Origin of the sequence: Micromonospora sp. CMU55-4 (assembly GCF_011602315.1) — a bacterium.
Classification (GTDB): Bacteria; Actinomycetota; Actinomycetes; order Mycobacteriales; family Micromonosporaceae; genus Micromonospora; species Micromonospora chalcea.
In genome coordinates this window covers 1-18939 of the sequence record NZ_JAAOLH010000005.1, presented here as the reverse complement: position 1 = coordinate 18939, position 18939 = coordinate 1, and the positions used below count along the sequence as shown (strand labels likewise).

Sequence of the window (18939 nt, the reverse complement as noted above, 5' to 3'; positions counted from 1 at the left end):
CGCGGCAAGGGTAGTCGGTGGGAGGCGCGTGATCCGGGCCACGCCGGGGCGGGCGGCCACCGGAATAGTTGACTCGTCAAATATGTTGTGAGGAGCGATCCCGGGCCGACCGGTCCGGACCCCACGCGAGGAGCTGGTCATGCAGTTCGGAGTCTTCACCGTCGGTGACGTCACCCCCGACCCGACAAACGGGCGACTGCCGTCCGAGCGTGAGCGGATCAAGGCCATGACCGCCATCGCGCTCAAGGCCGAGGAGGTCGGCCTGGACGTCTTCGCCACCGGCGAGCACCACAACCCGCCGTTCGTGCCGTCGTCGCCGACCACCATGCTCGGCTGGATCGCCGCGCGCACCGAACGGCTGCTGCTGTCCACCGCGACCACGCTGATCACCACCAACGACCCGGTGAAGATCGCCGAGGACTACGCGATGCTGCAGCACCTCGCCGACGGCCGGGTGGACCTGATGATGGGGCGCGGCAACACCGGGCCCGTCTACCCGTGGTTCGGCCAGGACATCCGCAACGGCATCCCCCTGGCCATCGAGAACTACGACCTGCTGCGCCGGCTCTGGCGCGAGGACGTGGTCGACTGGAAGGGCCGGTTCCGTACGCCGCTGCAGGCGTTCACCTCGACCCCGCGCCCGCTCGACGGCGTGCCGCCGTTCGTCTGGCACGGCTCGATCCGCAGCCCGGAGATCGCCGAACAGGCCGCGTACTACGGCGACGGCTTCTTCGCCAACCACATCTTCTGGCCCAAGGAGCACACCCAGCGGATGGTCGGCCTCTACCGGGAGCGGTTCGCGCACTACGGCCACGGCTCACCCGACCAGGCCATCGTCGGCCTCGGCGGGCAGGTATTCATGCGCCGCAACTCCCAGGACGCGGTACGCGAGTTCCGCCCCTACTTCGACAACGCCCCGGTCTACGGGCACGGCCCGTCGCTGGAGGAGTTCACCCGCGAGACGCCGCTGACGGTGGGCAGCCCGCAGCAGGTCATCGACCGGACGCTGGGCTTCCGCGAGTACGTCGGCGACTACCAGCGGCAGCTCTTCCTGATCGACCACGCCGGCCTGCCGCTGAAGACGGTGCTGGAGCAGCTCGACCTGCTGGGCGAGGAGGTGGTACCGGTGCTGCGCAAGGAGTTCGACTCGCTGCGTCCCGCGCACGTGCCCGAGGCGCCCACCCACGCCGGCCTGCTGGCCGCCCGCGACGCCGCTCCGGCCGACGGGGAGCAGCGATGACCCGTCGTACCCTGGCGGTCGTCTCGGCCGGGCTCGCCCAGCCGTCGTCCACTCGTCTGCTCGCCGACCAGCTCGCCGCGGCCGCCCGCGACGAGCTGGCCGGCCGCGGCGCGACCGTGGAGCTGCACACCGTGGAGCTGCGCGAGCACGCCCACGACGTGGTGAACCACCTGCTCACCGGCTTCGCGCCGGCCGCGCTGCGGCAGACACTCGACGCCGTGGCGGCCGCCGACGCGCTGATCGCGGTGACGCCGATCTTCAACGCGTCCTACAACGGGCTGTTCAAGTCGTTCTTCGACGTGATCGACCGGGACACGCTCGCGGGCAAGCCGGTGCTCATCGGGGCGACCGGCGGCACCGCCCGGCACTCCCTCGCGCTGGAGCACGCGGTCCGGCCGATGTTCACGTACCTGCGGGCGGCGACACTGCCCACTGCGGTGTTCGCCGCGCCGGAGGACTGGGCCGGTGACGACGGGGACAGCGCGCTGCGGTCCCGGATCCGCCGGGCCGCCGCCGAGCTGGCCGAGCAGGTGGACCGCCGCCCGCCCGCGACCGGCCCGGCCGACCCGTTCGCGCTCACCACCGACTTCGCCGACCTGCTCGCCGGCCGCGACCCGGCCTGACGCCGGGGGGCGGTGCGGCGCGGAGGCGACCGCTACCGAGCGTTACCGTCCCGGCGAAACCACGCCGGAAACTCGATATGACTGAGAGGCATATTTATGCCTCTCAGGCATATCGCTCGGAAGACATCTCTCGCGCCGGGCGGCCCGGCGGACAGGGCCGGCGCGGGGCCGCCGCCCGCGAGGCGGCTCAGTCGTCGGCCGGCTCGGGCCGGTGGGCGACGAGCACCGGGCAGTGGGAGTGCTGCACCATTGCCTGGCTGACCGAGCCGAGCAGCAGCCCGACGAAGCCGCCCCGGCCCCGGGAGCCGACCACCACGAGCGCCGCCTCGCCGCTGGCCTCGACAAGCGCGGTCTCCGGCGAGGGGGAGGTGACGGACCGCTCCGTCACCCGCAGGCCCGGATGCGCCGACCGGACCCGCTCCGCTGCCTCGGCCAGCAGTCCCGCCGCCTCGGCCCGCTCGGCGGTGGACGCCTCCGCCGCGACCTCGGGCGCCACCGCGCCGCGTTCCGGCGACCGGACGTGCATCAGCACCAGCTCCGCGTCGCGCCGCTCGGCCTCGTCGGCAGCCAGCTCGATCGCGTACGCGGCCGAGTCGGAGCCGTCCACGCCGACCAGCACCGGCCCGTCCACCGGAATCGGCTGCTCTTCCGGGCGGACGATCAGCACCGGGCAGTGCCCGTGCTGCGCGAGCTGCCCGCTGACCGAGCCGAGCAGCAGGCCGGCGAATCCGCCCACGCCCCGGCTGCCCACCACGACCAGCTCGGCGCGGCGGGACTCCTCGACCATCGTCGCGCCGGGACCGCCGGCCACCTGGCGCACCTGCACCCGCAGGCCCGGGTGCCGCTCGGTCAGGTCGGCGGCGACCGACTCGAGCATCTTCTCCGCCTCCGCGGTGGGCGCCGGCACCCCCAGGTCGTACGGGTTGAGCGGCACGCCGTAGCCGAGCGGGTGCAGGTATCCGTGCACCAGCACCAGCGGCCGGGAACGTGCCACGGCGGTCGCGGCAGCCAGGTCGGCGGCGGCCAGGCTGGACGGCGATCCGTCCACTCCCACCACGACGGGTCGGTTCATCAGGTCTGTTCCCTCCGGTCGGCTCAGGCCATTGTGGCGGTCCCGGCGGCGCCGGGACCGCCGAACCGGGGTCAGCGTTCCCGGCCCCCGCGGTGCCGGACGACGGCCAGCGGGCTGTGGCAGTGGTGCAGCACGGCGTGGCTGACCGAGCCGAGCAGCAGCGAGCCGAGGCTACCCCGCCCGTGCGCGCCGACCACCGTCAGCTGCGCCCCGACGGACTCCTCGACCAGCACCCGGGCCGGCGTGGCGGCGGCGACCAGCTTCGGCCGTACCGTGACCTCCGGGTAGCGCTCGGTCCAGCCGGCGACCGCCTCGGCCAGCACCCGCTGCTCGTCGGCGCGCAACTGCTCCGGCTCGTACGCCAGCGGCAGGACGTCGCCGAACGCCTCGCGGTAGCTCACCGGCTGCGGGTACAGCCAGGTGTGCACCACCACCAGCTCGGCGTCGCGCGCCGCGGCCTCGGCGAACGCGAACCCGACCGCCTCGTCGGACAGCGCGGAGCCGTCCACGCCGACCACCACCGGGCCGTCGGCGCGGGCCTCGCCCCGGGCGACGAGAACCGGGCAGTCCGCGCGGGCGGAGAGCTGCACCGCCGCCGAGCCGACCAGGAGTTCGGCGAAGCCGCCCAGGCCACGGTGGCCCAGCACGAGCAGCGCGGCGTCGCGGCTCTCCCGCAGCAGCACCGCGACCGGCCCGCCGTCGACCACCGCGCCGGTCACCGCCAGCTCCGCGTCGACCTTGCGGGCCTCGTCCACCGCCTCCTCGACCAGCTTCTCGGCCTCCTGGCGCAGCTCGATGTCGGGCAGCACCGGGGCGACCATGCCCAGCGGCGTGCCGACCAGCGGCCACAGGAAGGCGTTCACCACCCGCAGCGGCCGGTGCCGCAGCACCGCCTCTCGTGCGGCCAGCCGTACCGCGTCCAGCGCGGACGGGGAGCCGTCCACGCCCACCACGACGGGGGCACCGGTCCTGTCGGTCATGACGTCCTCCTTCGGTTCCCCCTCAGCCTGCGCCGACGGCTCCCACCTGGGCAGAGTCGATCCGCCCGGCAAGGCCGGGACCATCGGCCCCTACCGGCCGGGGCCGTTCGCGAGGTGGAATGGGAACCAGTGCTCCCTCCTGTCGATCCTGGAGGCGCGATGACCCCGCTGGAGATGCTCCGCGTCCACCCCTTCCTGGCCGGGCTGCCCGACGAGTGGCTGCCCCGGCTCACCGGGTACGCCCGCCCGGTGGTCTGGCACCCCGGGCACCGGCTGTTCCGCGCCGGCGCGCCGGCCGACCGGTTCTGGCTCGTCCGCGGCGGCCAGGTGGCGCTCGACTTCCCGGTGCCGGGCCGCGGCGACGTGGGCATCGAGACGATCGGCCCGGGCGGCGTGCTCGGCTGGTCCTGGCTGTTCCCGCCGTACCGCTGGCAGTTCGGCGCGGTCGCCACCCAGCGCAGCACCGCCGTCGAACTCGACGCCGACGGGGTACGCCGGCTGATGGAGTCCGACGACACGCTCGGCCGCCAGCTCACCAGCCGGTTCATGAGCGTGGTGGTGGACCGCCTCCAGGCGTCCCGGGTCCGGCTGCTGGACCTCTACGGCTACCCGACGGCCGCAGCCAGCTGAACCGGCGCGCGGTCAGGTGACGGTGAGACCTCGGGCGGCGAACTGACCGCGTACCCGGGTCAGCAGGTCGGCGTCCGGCGGCTCGGTGTCCGCCAGCGGGAACGTCAGCCCCAGCTCGGCGTACTTGTGCGCACCGAGCCGGTGGAACGGCAGCACCTCCACGCGCTGCAGCGTGGCCAGCCCGGCCGCGATGTCGGCCACCCGCTCCACCTCGTCGACCGCGTCGGTCAGGCCGGGCACCAGCACGTACCGGATCCACATCGGCGTACCCCGGTCGGCCAGCCGTTGCGCGAACCGCAACGTCGGCGCGAGCCGGCCGGTGCCGGTGACCCGGCGGTACGTCTGCGGGTTGCCCGCCTTCACGTCGAGCAGCACCAGGTCGGTGGCGTCCAGAAGCGTGTCGTCGGCGCGGACGCCGAGGAAGCCGGAGGTGTCCAGCGCGGTGTGCAGGCCCAGGTCGACGTGACAGCGCCGCAGCAGCTCCCGGGTGAACGCCGGTTGCAGCAGCGGCTCCCCGCCGCTCACAGTGACGCCGCCCCCGGCCACCTGGATGAACCGGCGGTACCGGCCGGCGAGCGCGACCATCTCGTCCACGCTGCGGCGGCGGCCGCTGCGGCCGTACCAGGTGTCCGGGCTGTGGCAGTAGCGGCAGCGCAGCGGGCAACCGGCCAGGAAGACCACGAACCGGGTGCCCGGCCCGTCCACCCCGACCGAGGTGTCCCAGGAGTGCACAGCGCCGGTGACGCACCCCGGCGCCGCCGCAGTCACCTGCGGCGGCGCGGGCGGGCGGCCGTTCACAGCGACCCGTGGAAGGTCCGCGACACCACGTCGCGCTGCTGCTCCGGCGTGAGCCGCACGAAGTTCACCGCGTACCCGGAGACCCGGACGGTGAGCTGCGGGTACCGCTCCGGGTGCGCCATCGCGTCCAGCAGCGTGGCGCGGTCCAGCACGTTGACGTTGAGGTGGAACCCGCCGGCGTCGGCGTAGCCGTCGAGCACCCCGGCCAGGTTCGCGATCCGCTCGTCGCGGGTGTGGCCCAGGCCGTCCGGCGTGACGGTGCCGGTCAGCGAGATGCCGTCGCGGGCCGCGTCGTACGGCAGCTTCGCCACCGACAGCGCGGACGCGACCAGGCCGTGCGTGTCCCGCCCGTTCATCGGGTTCGCCCCCGGCGCGAACGGCTCACCGGCGCGCCGCCCGTCCGGCGTGTTGCCGGTGTGCTTGCCGTACACCACGTTCGAGGTGATGGTGAGCACCGACATGGTCAGCTCCGCGTCGCGGTACGTGCGCTGCCGGCGCAGCTTCTCCGCGAACGTCTCGACCAGCCACACCGCGATCTCGTCGGCCCGGTCGTCGTCGTTGCCGTACGTCGGGAACTCGCCCTCGACCGCGTAGTCGACCGCCAGCCCGGACTCGTCACGCAGCACCTTGACCCGGCCGTACCGGATGGCCGACAGGCTGTCCACGGCGACCGACAGGCCGGCGATTCCGGTGGCCATGAACCGGCGCACCGGGTGGTCGTGCAGCGCCATCTCCAGCCGCTCGTAGGCGTACCTGTCGTGCTGGTGGTGGATCACGTTCAGCGCGTCCACGTACGTCTGCGCCAGCCAGTCCAGCGTGCGGTCGTACGCGGCCAGCACCTCGTCGTAGTCGAGCGTCTCGCCGCCGACCGGCGCGGCCGGCGGGGCGACCTGCGCCCCGGACAGCTCGTCGCGGCCGCCGTTGATCGCGTACAGCAGCGCCTTCGCCAGGTTCGCCCGGGCGCCGAAGAACTGCATGTCCCGGCCGACCCGCATGGCCGACACGCAGCAGGCGATCGCGGTGTCGTCGTCGTACGCCGGGCGGATCAGCTCGTCGTTCTCGTACTGGATGGCGCTGGTGTCCAGCGACACCTGGGCGCAGAACCGCTTGAACCCCTCGGGCAGCCGCGGCGACCAGAGCACCGTCAGGTTCGGCTCCGGCGCCGGGCCGAGGTTGTACAGCGTCTGCAGGTAGCGGAACGTGGTGCGGGTGACCAGCGGCCGGCCGTCCGCGCCCATCCCGCCGAGCGACTCGGTGACCCAGGTCGGGTCGCCGGAGAAGAGCTGGTCGTACTCGGGGGTGCGCAGGAAGCGGATGATCCGCAGCTTGATCACGAAGTCGTCGATCAGCTCCTGCGCGCCGCTCTCGTCCAGCCGCCCCTCGGCGATGTCCCGCCGCAGGTAGGCGTCGAGGAACCCGGCGGTGCGGCCGAGCGACATGGCGGCGCCGTTCTGCTCCTTCGTGGCGGCCAGGTAGGCGAAGTAGAGCCACTGGATCGCCTGCGCGCCGGTGACGGCCGGGCGGGAGATGTCGAAGCCGTACGAGGCGGCCATCTCCTTCAGCTCGCCGAGCGCGCGGATCTGCTCGGCCAGTTCCTCCCGGTCGCGGATCACGTCGTCGGTGCTGCGCCGGTCGTCCAGCGCCGCCTTGAGCGCGCGGCGCTCCTCGATCAGCCGGTCCACCCCGTACAGCGCGACCCGGCGGTAGTCGCCGATGATCCGCCCGCGTCCGTACGCGTCGGGCAGGCCGGTGATGACGTGCGAGCGCCGGGCCGCGAGCACGGTCTCCGGGTACGCGTCGAACACCGCGTCGTTGTGCGTGCGGCGGTACCGGGTGAAGATCTCGTGTACGCGCGGGTCCGGCTCACGCCCGTACGCGCGCAGCGCCGTCTCCACCATCCGCAGCCCGCCGGCCGGCATGATCGCCCGCCGCAGCGGCGCGTCGGTCTGCAACCCGACGATCAGCTCCCGCTCCCGGTCGATGTACCCGGGGGCGTGCGAGGTGATCGTCGACGGGGTGGCCGCGTCGACGTCGTACACGCCGCGGCGCCGCTCCTCCGGGAACATGTCCCGCAGCCGGTCCCACACCGCCAGCGTGCGCGGCGTCGGCCCGGTCAGGAACGAGGCGTCCCCGGTGTACGGCTCGTGGTTGTGGCGGACGAAGTCGGCCACGTCGACTGTCTCCTGCCACGCGCCGGCGTGGAATCCGCGCCAGGGGGCCAGGGGTTCGGTGGCGGTCATGTCGGTCCCTCTCCGGAGCGTCGGCGGTGGCCCGGTCCCCGCGGGTGCGGGGACCGGGGCGGGGCTCAGGGCTGGAGCACGAGCCGGGCGGCGACCCGGCCGGCGAGGACGTCGTCCACCGCGTCGTTGATGTCGTCCAGCTTGCGGGTCTCGTAGACGACCCGGGTGCGGCCGGCGGCGTGCAGCGCGAAGACCTCGGCCAGGTCGGCGCGGGTGCCGACGATCGAGCCGAGCACCGTGATGCCCTTGAGCACCGTCTCGAAGACGGGCAGGGTGATCGCGTTGTCGGCGGGCAGCGACACCAGCACCAGACGGCCGCCGCGGCGCAGCGAGCGGTGCGCCTGCTCGATCACCCGGGGGCTGGCGGCCAGCACGATCGCCACGTCCACGCCGCCCAGCGCGGTGATCCGCTCGACCGGGTCGGTGGTGGCGGCGTCGACAGTGTGCGCGGCGCCCAGCGACGTGGCCAGCTCCAGCTTCTCGGCGGTCACGTCCACCGCGACCGTCTCGGCGCCGAAGATCTGCGCGTACTGCTGGGCGAGGTGACCCAGACCGCCGATGCCGAAGATCGCGACCCGCTCGCCCGGCCGTACCCCGGCGACCTTCACGGCCTTGTACGTGGTGACGCCCGCGCAGGTCAGCGGCGCGGCCTCGAACGGGTCCACGCCGTCGGGCACGCGGACCGCGTAGCGGGCCGACGCCACCGCGTACTCGGCGTGCGCGCCGTCGATGCTGTAACCGGTGTTGCGCTGCGACTCGCACAGCGTCTCCCAGCCGGTCACGCAGTACGCGCAGGTGCCGCAGGCCCAGCCGAGCCAGGGCAGCGCGACCCGGTCGCCGACGGCGTGCTCGGTGACGCCGGGACCGACCTGCTCGACCAGGCCGACGCCCTCGTGACCGGGTACGAACGGCGGGGTGGGCTTCACCGGCCACTCGCCGCGGGCGGCGTGGATGTCGGTGTGGCAGAGTCCGCTGGCCTCGATACGGACCAGGATCTCGCCCGGGCCGACCTCCGGCACGGGACGCTCGGTGATCTCCATCGGACGGTCGAACGCGGTGACGACACTGGCGCGCATCGGGGGCCTCCCTCGGTCTCGTTCTCACCCTCAGCGTCGTCGGTCCGGGCGCCGCCGGGCAGGGGCGCAGGACCGCGGTGACCCGGGACCAACGGCCCCTCTGCCGAGGGCCGACGGGAGAACGGCGGTACGGCCGCCGGTGACGTACCGGCGGCCGTACCCCTGGGTGGTCAGCTGTCGACGACCAGGCGGCGGGCCCGCAGCACGCGCGCCCACCATGGCCGGTCGTCCGGGCGCAGCCGGGGCGCCGGCAGGCCGCGCAGGCTGACCCAGCCGCCCGGCCCCATGGTGACGGTGCCGACCGACGGCGGACGGCGCCGCGACCACACCGCCACGGCGGCGGTGAGCGCGGCCACCGCGAACGCGCCGGTGGCCGCGGCGACGAGCTGGTCGGGTTCGACCACGCGCCGGTAGCGGACCCGGCCGCCGGCCGCGACGAACACGCCGACCGGGCGGCCGTCGCGGTGCACCGGCACCAGCGCGGCGTCCCCGGGCAGCTCCAGCACCGGGCCGACCGGCCCGGCCGGGGTGGGGGTGGGCGTCGCGGGCGGAGGCGCGGCCTGCGGTGGCGCCGGGCGGGGGACCGGCGCCACCGCCGGACCGGTCGGGTTGAAGATGGCGGTCATGACGCTGCCCTCCTAGCGGGAGTCGGACTTCTCGGTACGGGCCTCGACGGCGGCCCGGCCGGCGGCCAGCCGCGCCACCGGCACCCGGTACGGCGAGCAGGAGACGTAGTCGAGCCCGGCCGCGGCGAAGAACCCGATCGAGTCCGGGTCGCCGCCGTGCTCGCCGCACACCCCGACGGTCAGGTCCGGCCGGGCCGCCCGCCCCTCGGCTACGGCGAGGCGGACCAGCCGCCCCACGCCGGTGGCGTCGATGCTCTCGAACGGCGACACCGGGAAGATCCCCCGTTCGAGGTACGTGGAGAAGAACGCCCCCTCCACGTCGTCGCGGGAGAACGCCCAGGTCATCTGCGTCAGGTCGTTGGTGCCGAAGGAGAAGAAGCGCGCCTCGGCGCCGATGTCCCCGGCGGTCAGCGCCGCCCGGGGCGTCTCGACCATGGTGCCGATCGGGATCTCCGGCGCGCCCGGCACCTCGGCCAGCACCCGCCGTGCCTCGTCCGCCACCGCGGCGAGTTCCCGCACGTCCCCGACCAGCGGCACCATGATCTCCGGGCGCGGGTCACCGCCGGCCCGGACCCGCTGCGCGGCCGCCTCGGCCAGCGCCCGCACCTGCATCGCGAACAGACCCGGCACCACCAGCCCGAGCCGCACGCCGCGCAGCCCCAGCATCGGGTTCGTCTCGTGCATCCGCCGAACCGCCGCCAGCAGCACGCCGTCGTGGCCCGGTTCCTCGCCGCGCGCCTGCGCGCCCGCCACCCGGGCGGTCAGCTCGGCCAGCGGAGGCAGGAACTCGTGCAGCGGCGGGTCGAGCAGCCGGACCGTGACCGGCAGCCCGTCCATCGCGGTGAGCAGCCCGACGAAGTCGGCCCGCTGCAACGGCAGCAGCTCGTCCAGCGCCGCGCCGACCTCGGCCGGGCCGTCGGCCAGGATCAGCCGCTCGACCAGTTCCCGGCGCTCGCCGAGGAACATGTGCTCGGTGCGGCACAGCCCGATCCCTTCGGCGCCCAGCTCGCGGGCGCGCCGCGCGTCGTCCGGGGTGTCGGCGTTGGCGTGGACGCCGAGCGTGCGCACCGCGTCGGCGTGCCCGAGCAGCCGGTGCACGGCGGCGACCAGCGGGTCGGCCTCCGGGCGCAGCTCACCGGTCAGGTACCGGGCCACCGGGGACGGCTGCACCGGCACCTCGCCGCGCCAGATCCGCCCGCTGGTGCCGTCGATCGAGATCACCTCGCCGGCGCGCACCACCTGCTCGCCCACCGTGAACTCGCCGCGCTCCACGTCGATGGTCAGCGCGTCGGCCCCGCAGACGCAGGTCCGGCCCATGCCGCGGGCCACCACGGCGGCGTGCGACGTCTTCCCACCGCGCGAGGTGAGCACCCCGACCGCGGCGATCATGCCGGGCAGGTCGTCCGGGTTGGTCTCCGGCCGGACCAGGATCACCGGCCCGGTGGACGCCGCCGCGGCGGCCGAGTCGAAGACCACCCGCCCGACCGCGGCGCCGGGGGAGGCGCCGACGCCGACGGCGAGCGGCTCGGGCGCGCCGGCGACGTCGAAGGCCGGGAACATCAGCTGGGCGAGCTGCGCGCCGGTGACCCGGGTGAGCGCCTCGTCGGCCGTGATCAGCCCTTCCTCGGCCAGCTGCGCGGCGATCACGAACGCCGCCGCCGCGGTGCGCTTGCCGACCCGGGTCTGGAGCATCCACAGCTTCCCGCGTTCGATGGTGAACTCGACGTCGCACAGGTCGCGGTAGTGCCGCTCCAGCGTCGCCATGATCTCCCGCAGCCGGTGGAAGCTCACCGGGTCGAGGTTCGCCAGCTCGGTCAGCGGCACCGTGTTGCGGATGCCCGCCACCACGTCCTCGCCCTGCGCGTCGCTCAGGTAGTCGCCGTACACGCCGGGTGCGCCGGTGGCCGGGTCGCGGGTGAACGCCACCCCGGTGCCGGAGTCCGGGCCGAGGTTGCCGAACACCATCGCCATCACGTTGACGGCGGTGCCCAGGTCGTCCGGGATGCGCTCCTGCCGCCGGTAGATCCGGGCCCGCTCCGAGTGCCAGGACTCGAACACCGCGCGCACGGCCAGGAACAGCTGCTCGTGCGGGGCCTGCGGGAAGTCGTGCCCGACGTGCCGGGCGAAGATCTTCTTGTACGTGTCGACCAGGTCGCGTAGCTGCCCGGCGCCCGGCCCGCCCGGCCCGGCGGTGGCCCGCAGCGCGGCCAGCTCGTGCTCGAACTCGTCGCCCGGAATGCCGTGCACGGTGCGGCCGAACATCTGGATCAGCCGCCGGTACGAGTCCCACGCGAACCGCTCGTCGCCGGTGCGGGCGGCCAGCCCCGCCACCGTGGTGTCGTTGAGCCCGATGTCGAGGATCGTCTCCATCATCCCCGGCATCGAGTACCGCCCGCCGGAGCGCACCGCCAGCAGCAGCGGGTCACGCGGGTCACCCAGCCACCGGTCCAGCCGCGCCTCCACCTCCCGCAGGTGCGCGTTTATCTCCTCGTACAGCCCGGCCGGCGGCGCCCCGGTGGCCAGGTACGCCCGGCACGCGTCGGTGGTGACGGTGAACCCGGGCGGCACCGGCAACCCGAGCCGGGTCATCTCGGCGAGGTTGGCGCCCTTGCCGCCGAGCAGGTCGGCCTGGCTGCGGTCACCCTCGATGAAGTCGTAGACGTACTTCGACATGGTCCGGCCTCCTCGACTGCGTCGTTGCACCTCCTTGGTAACCGGGCCGGCCGGCCGTGCGGCAGGGCCGGACGGGACACACACCGGGCCGGAGGTCCCGACCGTGTCGGAGGGGGCCCGTATCGTTCCGGCCGTGACAAACGAGGTGCTGCTCCGCCCGGTGCGCGACGACGACCTGCCCGCCTTCTTCGCCCACGAGCAGGACCCGCAGGCGAACTGGATGGCCGCGTTCGGCCCGAAGGACCCGTCCGACCGGGCCGCGTTCGAGGCGCACTGGGCGCGCATCCGCGCCGACGCGCGCATCGTGAACCGCGCGGTCACCGTCGACGGCCGGCTGGTCGGGCGGGTGGCGGCGTTCCCGGTCGGCGAGCAGACCGAGGTCAGCTACTGGATCGACGCGGCGTACTGGGGGCGCGGCCACGCCACCGCGGCGCTGCGCGCGCTGCTGCGCGAGGTGCCGCACCGGCCGCTGCACGCCCGCGCCGCGAAGGACAACGCCGCCTCGCTCGCGGTGCTGCGCAAGTGCGGCTTCGTCGTGGTCGGCGAGGACTCCGGGTACGCCCCGGCGCGCGGCGCCGAGGTCGAGGAGTACGTGCTGGAGCTGCCCGCCGAGGGGCCTGACCAGGCAGACCGCTAGTCTCCCCGGGTGAACTGGCTGGAACTCGTCGGCTGGGCCGGCTCCGCGCTGCTGGTCTGGTCCCTGCTGCAGACCCGGATCCTGCGGCTGCGCGCGCTCAACCTGGTCGGCTGCCTCATCCTGATCGGCTACAACGCCGCCGTGCAGGTCTGGCCGATGGTGGGGCTGAACGTGGTGCTCGCCGTGATCAACGTCTGGTACCTGCGCAAGCTGCTGGCCACCCGGCACGACGAGCAGACCTACCAGGTGGTCGAGGTGGGCACCGGCGACGCCTTCCTGGCGCACACGCTGCGGGTGCACGCCGCCGACATCGCCCGCTTCAACCCGGGCTTCCGCTGGGACGCCGACGCCGACGACCGCTCGGCGTTCCTGGTGGTACGCGCCGACGAGGTGGTCGGCGTGATGCTCTCGCACGCCGAACCGGGCGGCGTGGCCCAGATCGACCTGGACTACGTGACCCCGCCGTTCCGGGACTTCACCCCGGGCGAGTTCGTCTACCGGCGCAGCCGGCTGTTCACCGACCGGGGCTTCCGCCGCGTGGTCAGCCCGCCCGGCATGGTCGCCCCCTACTACCACCGGCTCGGATTCCGGCCCGAGGGCGGCGCGTACGTGCTCGACCTGCCCGTACCGGCCTGAGCCCCGGCCCCCGGCGGGTGACACCGGGGCCGGTCATGATTCAGCGGCGGGCCCGCGGGGCACAGAGGGGCCACGCCGACCGGATCTGCCGGCCGGTGGGTCGGCCGTCGGCCGGCCCGGATCGGGTCGAGGGAGATAACCGGTCGTGCAGAGCTACTGGAGCCAGCTGGCCCTGGTCGGTGTGCTGGTGATCCTCAACGCGGCGTTCGCCGGCAGCGAGATGGCCCTGGTGTCCCTGCGGGACAGCCAGGTGCAGCGGCTGGAGCGCAGCGGCCGGGGCGGACGGACACTGGCCCGCCTGGCGAAGGATCCGAACCGGTTCCTGGCCACGATCCAGATCGGCATCACGCTCGCCGGGTTCCTCGCGTCCGCCGCCGCGGCGGTCTCGCTGGCCCGGCCGCTGGTGCCGCTGCTCAGCGTGTTCGGCAACGCCGCCGAGACCGTCGCCATCGTCGCGGTGACGCTGGTGCTCACGTTCGTCACGCTGGTCTTCGGCGAGCTGGCCCCGAAGCGGATCGCGATGCAGTCGGCCGAGCGGTGGGCGCTGCTGGTGGCCCGCCCGCTGGACCTGCTCTCCAGCATCACCCGGCCCGCCGTCTGGCTGCTGGGCGCCACCACCGACCTGGTGGTACGCCTGTTCGGCCTGGACCCGAAGGCCGAGCCGGACGAGATCGGCCCGGACGAGCTGCGCGACATCGTGGCCGGCAACCACGGCTTCACCAAGGAACAGCGGACGATCATCGCCGGTGCGGTGGAGATCGCGGACCGGCAGTTGCGGGCTGTGCTCGTACCCCGGTTGCAGGTCTTCACGCTCGACAGCGGCACCACCGCCGAGGCCGCGCGGCTGGTCCTGGCGGCGACCGGCCACTCCCGGGCGCCGGTGGTCCGCCACGGCGGCCTGGACGACGCGGTCGGCGTCATCCACCTGCGTGACCTGGTCGGCGTCTCCGACGACCGGCCGGTCGACGAGATCGCCCGCCCGCCCATGCTGCTGCCCGACTCGCTGCCGGTGGTCGACGCGCTGCGCCAGTTCAAGGCCGAACGCCAGCACATCGCGCTCGTGGTCGACGAGCGCGGCGCGGTCGACGGGATCGTCACGCTGGAGGACATCCTCGAGGAGATCGTCGGCGAGATCTACGACGAGACCGACCGCGACCTGCGTTCCGTGCGCACCGAGCCGGACGGCACGCTGGTGCTGCCCGGCACGTTCCCGGTGCACGACCTGACCGACCTGGGCGTGGAGCTGCCGAACCGGCCGGCGGGCGACTACACCACCGTCGCCGGGCTGGTGCTGATCTGCCTCGGGCACATTCCGACGGTGGCGGGGGAGCAGGTCACCGTCGACGGCTGGGAGCTGGCGGTGGCCGACGTCGACCAGCGGGCCATCACCGAGGTGCGGGTCCGCCGGCGCGGCCGCGGCGACGACTCCCCGGACGACGACGCCGCGGACGACGCCGGCGAGCCGGCCGACGCCCCGGAACTCGACGAAGCGCGCCGCTGACGGACGGCGTCCGGCAACTCGGGCCTCAGCGGCGTCCGGTCGGCGGGCCGAACGGGAAGCCGGGCACCGGCGGAAGCAGCTGCACCGCGTCGGCGGGCAGCTGACGGGTGCTCCGCCCGACCAGCCGGGCCACCATCCGCAGCAGCCACGGCCCGGACGGGTGCAGCTCCGGGCCGATCAGGCGGCTGATCACCCGGGTCCACCAGTGCCCGGCGACGATCACGTCGGTGATCCGCAGCCGGTCCGGCGGCCACCCGCCGCGCACCACCACGTCCACCACCCGGCCCAGCCGCCGCCCGTGCAGGTCGTAGGCGGTACGGCCGAGCAGCTCACCCGCTCGCACGGCCGGACCCGGGAATGTGCTCGATCAGGTGCCGGCGCAGCCACGCCTCCACCGGCGACGGCGGCAGGTCCGCCGCCCGGCAGCGCAGCCGCACCGCGCTGTCCACGTGGGCGACCTGCGACAGCGGTACGCGCAACGGCGGCACCGGCGGGTCGTCGGTGAACCGGTCCGCCACCGCCACCAGCAGCCGACCGACCCGCCCGCCGATCCGCTCCCCGAGCGCCCCCTGCCCGGTGAGCAGGCTGTCCACGTACGGGAAACCCTCGTCGTCGACGGCGAACGCGATGTCGTCGACCCGCCCGACCAGCCGCCCGTCCACGTCGACGATCTGCCGGTCGAGCAGCCGCTTGGCCAGCTGAACCCTCATGGACCCATCCCCGTCATGATCGCCAGTGGGATCGCGGCCACCGACGCCGCGACGATGAGCAGCAGGAACACCGCGCCGAGCAGGTTCATCCAGCGCCCGTTGACCCGGTCGCCGAGGTACCCCCTGTCGTTCGCGACCACCAGGATCGGCAGGTACGTCAGCGGCAGGACCACAGCGCTCAGCACCAGCATGTACTCGGTCAGCCGCACCGGGTCCACGGTCGTCATCAGCATCACCACGCCGAGCAGCAGACCGACCAGCAGGACGCTGTGGAACCGGGCCGCCTCCCGGGGGCGGACCCGCTTGCCCCACTGCCAGCCGAAGTACTGCGCCGCCGCGTACGCCGCCGACAGGCCCGTCTCCAGCGCCGCGCCGAACGTCACCGCGAAGAACGCCAGCACGGCGGTGGCCAGGCCGGCCCCACCGAGCGCCGTGGCCACCGGCCGCGCCACCTCGTCGAGCGTACTGAGCGACACCCCGGACGGGTGGTAGGCCACCGTCGCCACGGCCACCAGCGACAACGCCAGGAACCCACCCACCGGAAAGCCGATCAGCACGTTCGACCGGGCCCGCGCCAGGTCCGCCGCGCTCCAGCGCTCCTCGACGCCGCCGGAGGAGAAGAAGAACACCTCGTACGGGCTCACCGTCGAGGCGAACAGTGCCACCGCCACGAACCAGTACAGCGGCCAGCCGTGCCCGGCCGCGCTGATCTGCCACGCGCCCTGCCCGAGTTCCGGCCAGTCGGTCGGCAGCGCCACCAGCGCGACCGCGAACACCAGCAGCGCCAGCCCGGCGAGGCCGAAGATCCGTTCCATCAGCTCGAAGCGCAGCCGCCACAGCACCAGCCAGACGGCCAGCGCGGCGAGCGGCACCCAGAACAGGTGACTCACCCGGGTGGCCAGTTGCAGCGCCAGCGCCACCCCGCCCAGCTCCGCGGCGAGCGTGACCACAGTGACCAGCCACGACGCGACCAGGTTGAGTAGCGCCACCCGCGGCCCGAGCCGCTCCCGGACCAGGTCGAAGACCGCCCGCCCGCTCACCGCCGCGATCCGGCCGGCCATTTCCGCGTACGCGCAGATGCCGACCACGCCGGCCAGCAGCACCCAGGTGTGGGCCATGCCGAACAGCGCGCCGGCCTGACTGGCCGCCACCAGGTCACCGATGTCGACGAAGCCGCCGACGGCCGACAGCACGCCGAGCGTGGCGGCGAACAGCTTCCTCACGTCGGTTCGGGAGCGGACGATCTCACCGAGGCGACGATATCGGCGTCAGTGCCCGGTTTCGGGCGAATGCGTCAGGAGGCGGTCAGGTTTTGCAGGCGCACCTGGCCGCGGGCCACCAGCCGGCCGTCCGCGTCGGTGATCTCCACGAGCCAGAGCTGCTGGCTGCGGCCCCGGTGCACGGGCGTGCCGACGGCGGTCAGCTCGCCGTCGCGCACCGCGCGCAGGAAGTCGGTCTGGTTCGACACCCCGACCACGTTGCCCTTGTCGCCCAGCCAGAGCGCGCCGCCGATGCTGGCCGCCGTCTCGACCACCGAGCAGTAGACGCCACCGTGCTGGATCCCGTACGGCTGGTGCAGCTCCGGGCGCACCTTCCACCGGATCACCACCCGGTCCCCGCTGACCTCGTCGAACGTCAGGCCCAGCAGGGCCACGAAGCCACCGGTCAGGTTCGGCATGTCCACCGCGGTTCCTCCTCGCGTTCGACGGCGCCGCCAGCCTAGTCGGCCGCACCTCGGCAAACCCGGTACGGCCCGGGTCCGGGAATGGGGGAGAATCGGTGACCGTGACCGACAGCAACCTCCCGCAGGGGCGGGACTCCCTGACCGACGACCTGCTGTGGCGGGGCCTGATCCAGGACTCGACCGGCCTCGACGAGCTGCGCGACCTGCTCGGAGCCGGGCAGGCCACGTTCTATGTGGGCTTCGACCCGACCGCCCCGAGCCTGCACGTCGGCCACCTCATGCAGGTCCTCACCGCGCGCCGGCTCCAGCTCGCCGGGCACCGTCCGCTGCTGCTGGTCGGCGGCGCCACCGGCCAGATCGGTGACCCGAAGGAGAGCGCCGAGCGGACGCTCAACTCGCCCGACGTGGTCGCCGGCTGGGTGGAGCGCATCCGCGAGCAACTCTCGCCGTTCGTCACGTACACCGGGGAGAACGCGGCGCAACTGGTCAACAACCTGGACTGGACCGGCGAGATGTCGGTGGTGGAGTTCCTCCGCGACGTCGGCAAGCACTTCCCGGTGAACAAGATGCTCGCCCGTGAGGTGGTCAGGGCGCGCCTGGAGACGGGCATCAGCTTCACCGAGTTCAGCTACCAGCTGCTGCAGGCCAACGACTTCTTCGAGCTGCACCGCCGGCACGGCTGCCAGCTCCAGTACGGCGGCTCCGACCAGTGGGGCAACATCACCGCAGGGGTGGACTACGTTCGCCGGCGCGGCGCCGGGCCGGTGCAGGCGTTCACCACCCCGCTGGTGACGAAGTCCGACGGCACCAAGTTCGGCAAGAGCGAGTCCGGCGCGATCTGGCTCGACCCGCAGATGACCAGCCCGTACGCGTTCTACCAGTTCTGGGTCAACGCCGACGACCGGGACGTCAGCCGCTACCTGCGGTACTTCAGCTTCCGCTCCCGTGAGGAGCTGGAGGAGCTGGAGAAGGCGACCGCGGAACGCCCGCAGGCGCGCCTGGCCCAGCGGGCGCTCGCCGAGGAGCTGACCACGCTGGTGCACGGCGAGCGGGAGACGGCCCAGGCGGTCGCGGCGAGCCAGGCGCTGTTCGGGCGGGGCTCGCTCGACGAGCTGGCCCCGGAGACGCTGCGCGCCGCGCTGACCGAGGCCGGCCTGGTGCGCCTCGACGAGCTGCCGGACGTCGCCGGCCTGCTCAAGGAGTCCGGCCTGGTGCCGAGCATGAAGGAGGCCCGCCGGGTGATCGCCGAGGGTGGCGCGTACGTCAACAACACCCGGATCTCCGAGGTCGACGCCACCGTGTCGGCGGACGACCTGCTGCACGGCCGGTACCTCGTGCTGCGCCGGGGCAAGCGCTCGTTCGCCGGTGTCGAGCTGCGCGGATAGTCCGTTGTCGACAATGTGACGCGGGACGCGCCCAGCGGATTTGACGATCACTCCGCTGGGCGCGTAACTTTCTCTCTGCCAGCGCGGAACGGACGAAACAGGGCGAAAGACCTGGAAGGCCGGAGCGCAGGACCTGAGAACCGGGTGGTGCCCCGGATTCGCCGGGAGGCGGATTTGGCGAGGCGGAACCGACCGGGTAAGGTTATCGGCCGGCAGGGAAACGGACGAGCCAGCGGGAAACCGCGGGCGGCCGGCCTGCCGAATTCCTCGGAACGACCGACGGAAGTCGGTTGAATCGGGGTGCCCGGTAAAAGGGTGATGCACGACAAACTGGTTGACACCGGTTTGACACGGCAGAAACCACCGGGTAACGTAGTAAAAGTGCCCGGCGCGAGAGCGGCGGGTGGTTGAACGAAATGCCCCAAGCA

18 protein-coding genes are annotated in these 18939 nt (G+C 73.5%); 7 read left to right on the top strand and 11 right to left on the bottom strand.

Annotated elements, in window-relative coordinates; translation table 11 throughout:
- Positions 1–139 precede the first annotated feature (139 nt).
- A complete protein-coding gene (locus HA073_RS10935; RefSeq protein WP_043324916.1) occupies positions 140–1240 on the top strand; it encodes an LLM class flavin-dependent oxidoreductase in 1101 nt (366 codons plus the stop codon).
- Positions 1237–1863 carry a CE1759 family FMN reductase gene (locus HA073_RS10930; protein ID WP_166456315.1) on the top strand — a complete coding sequence of 209 codons (627 nt, stop codon included), beginning with the start codon at positions 1237–1239 and terminating at the stop codon, positions 1861–1863. Before HA073_RS10935 ends, HA073_RS10930 begins: the two co-directional genes overlap by 4 nt.
- 187 nt (positions 1864–2050) lie before the next feature.
- Here the strand turns inward: HA073_RS10930 and HA073_RS10925 are convergent, their stop codons facing one another.
- Both HA073_RS10925 and HA073_RS10920 read right to left on the bottom strand, forming a co-directional pair.
- Complete coding sequence (locus HA073_RS10925) at positions 2051–2935, bottom strand: universal stress protein (RefSeq protein ID WP_069087693.1); 885 nt, start codon at positions 2933–2935, stop codon at positions 2051–2053.
- Between the two features lie 71 nt (positions 2936–3006).
- Positions 3007–3915: a universal stress protein gene (locus tag HA073_RS10920; protein WP_043324913.1), complete on the bottom strand. Its 909-nt coding sequence runs from the start codon at positions 3913–3915 to the stop codon at positions 3007–3009.
- Between the two features lie 159 nt (positions 3916–4074).
- Here HA073_RS10920 and HA073_RS10915 point away from each other — a divergent pair, with 159 nt between their 5' ends.
- On the top strand, positions 4075–4545 hold the full coding sequence (locus tag HA073_RS10915) for a cyclic nucleotide-binding domain-containing protein (RefSeq protein WP_043324912.1): 471 nt from the start codon (positions 4075–4077) through the stop codon (positions 4543–4545).
- Between the two features lie 12 nt (positions 4546–4557).
- On the opposite strand, the gene pflA is transcribed toward HA073_RS10915, so the two are convergent.
- The 5 genes from pflA to ppdK all read right to left on the bottom strand — a co-directional run bounded on the left by pflA (position 4558) and on the right by ppdK (position 11958).
- Positions 4558–5343 carry a pyruvate formate-lyase-activating protein gene (pflA, locus tag HA073_RS10910; RefSeq protein WP_051611069.1) on the bottom strand — a complete coding sequence of 262 codons (786 nt, stop codon included), beginning with the start codon at positions 5341–5343 and terminating at the stop codon, positions 4558–4560.
- A complete protein-coding gene (pflB, locus tag HA073_RS10905) occupies positions 5340–7583 on the bottom strand; it encodes a formate C-acetyltransferase (RefSeq protein ID WP_166456314.1) in 2244 nt (747 codons plus the stop codon). The genes pflA and pflB overlap by 4 nt, the downstream gene beginning before the upstream one ends.
- Positions 7584–7648: 65 nt before the next feature.
- On the bottom strand, positions 7649–8659 hold the full coding sequence (gene adhP / locus HA073_RS10900) for an alcohol dehydrogenase AdhP (protein WP_166456313.1): 1011 nt from the start codon (positions 8657–8659) through the stop codon (positions 7649–7651).
- 170 nt (positions 8660–8829) lie between these two features.
- Positions 8830–9285, bottom strand: coding sequence for a hypothetical protein (locus HA073_RS10895; protein ID WP_166456312.1), 456 nt, complete (start codon positions 9283–9285; stop codon positions 8830–8832).
- 12 nt (positions 9286–9297) lie between these two features.
- Positions 9298–11958, bottom strand: a complete 2661-nt coding sequence (gene ppdK, locus HA073_RS10890) for a pyruvate, phosphate dikinase (protein WP_166456311.1) — start codon at positions 11956–11958, stop codon at positions 9298–9300.
- A 133-nt stretch (positions 11959–12091) separates the two neighbouring features.
- Here ppdK and HA073_RS10885 point away from each other — a divergent pair, with 133 nt between their 5' ends.
- The 3 genes from HA073_RS10885 to HA073_RS10875 all read left to right on the top strand — a co-directional run bounded on the left by HA073_RS10885 (position 12092) and on the right by HA073_RS10875 (position 14732).
- Positions 12092–12595: a GNAT family N-acetyltransferase gene (locus HA073_RS10885; protein ID WP_113973125.1), complete on the top strand. Its 504-nt coding sequence runs from the start codon at positions 12092–12094 to the stop codon at positions 12593–12595.
- 9 nt (positions 12596–12604) lie between these two features.
- The gene (locus HA073_RS10880; RefSeq protein ID WP_113973124.1) at positions 12605–13231 is read left to right on the top strand and encodes a YgjV family protein; all 627 of its coding nucleotides are present in this window, start codon (positions 12605–12607) and stop codon (positions 13229–13231) included.
- Between the two features lie 145 nt (positions 13232–13376).
- Entirely contained in the window at positions 13377–14732 is a 1356-nt protein-coding gene (locus HA073_RS10875) for a hemolysin family protein (RefSeq protein WP_043324907.1), read from the top strand.
- Between the two features lie 25 nt (positions 14733–14757).
- Here HA073_RS10875 and HA073_RS10870 read toward each other — a convergent pair whose 3' ends face one another.
- The 4 genes from HA073_RS10870 to HA073_RS10855 all read right to left on the bottom strand — a co-directional run bounded on the left by HA073_RS10870 (position 14758) and on the right by HA073_RS10855 (position 17126).
- On the bottom strand, positions 14758–15075 hold the full coding sequence (locus HA073_RS10870; protein ID WP_064448481.1) for a hypothetical protein: 318 nt from the start codon (positions 15073–15075) through the stop codon (positions 14758–14760).
- Positions 15062–15442 (bottom strand): hypothetical protein, encoded by a 381-nt coding sequence (locus HA073_RS10865; protein ID WP_043324905.1) that lies wholly within the window; start codon positions 15440–15442, stop codon positions 15062–15064. The genes HA073_RS10870 and HA073_RS10865 overlap by 14 nt, the downstream gene beginning before the upstream one ends.
- Complete coding sequence (locus HA073_RS10860; RefSeq protein ID WP_043324904.1) at positions 15439–16665, bottom strand: NRAMP family divalent metal transporter; 1227 nt, start codon at positions 16663–16665, stop codon at positions 15439–15441. The genes HA073_RS10865 and HA073_RS10860 overlap by 4 nt, the downstream gene beginning before the upstream one ends.
- Before the next feature lie 71 nt (positions 16666–16736).
- Positions 16737–17126, bottom strand: coding sequence for a PaaI family thioesterase (locus tag HA073_RS10855; RefSeq protein ID WP_043324903.1), 390 nt, complete (start codon positions 17124–17126; stop codon positions 16737–16739).
- A gap of 101 nt (positions 17127–17227) precedes the next feature.
- Here HA073_RS10855 and tyrS point away from each other — a divergent pair, with 101 nt between their 5' ends.
- On the top strand, positions 17228–18511 hold the full coding sequence (gene tyrS, locus HA073_RS10850) for a tyrosine--tRNA ligase (RefSeq protein WP_166456428.1): 1284 nt from the start codon (positions 17228–17230) through the stop codon (positions 18509–18511).
- Positions 18512–18939: the final 428 nt, after the last annotated feature.